Raw genomic sequence first — 355 nt, forward strand, 5'->3', positions numbered from 1 at the left:
CAAAAGGGTGAGAATGATGATTAAATTTACAACGTTTTTCACTGACGCGAGATTGGGCGAGTTTTGGCATTATGTGAAATACTTTCTCTTTGTGGCTGCGCCTTTAGCGATGATAGTTGTTGCTCTTATGACGGTACATCTATTAGTCAAAGCCATAGTGAAATTTTACAAGCGTGCCGATCAAGAAGAAGACTTGGAATATCGGCAATATAGGTATTATGACGATTGAGGTAATCTAACCCAAGGTTAGTTACATATACAAAAAAATCAGGAGGTTTTTTATTATGGACATTGATTTTCCCGGTGTGAAAATGCCTTTTAACGGATCAGATGTATTGCAGTCATCAATGAGCTT

At 37.5% G+C, this 355-nt stretch carries 1 protein-coding gene; it reads left to right on the top strand.

The genetic code is table 11. The features are described from left to right. Nucleotides 1-229 (top strand): hypothetical protein (locus tag SB772_RS39510; RefSeq protein WP_410838453.1); only part of this gene is annotated, 229 nt, incomplete at its 5' end. Nucleotides 230-355: the final 126 nt, after the last annotated feature.

Source organism: Paraburkholderia sp. SIMBA_030, from assembly GCF_046535245.1.
GTDB lineage: Bacteria > Pseudomonadota > Gammaproteobacteria > Burkholderiales > Burkholderiaceae > Paraburkholderia.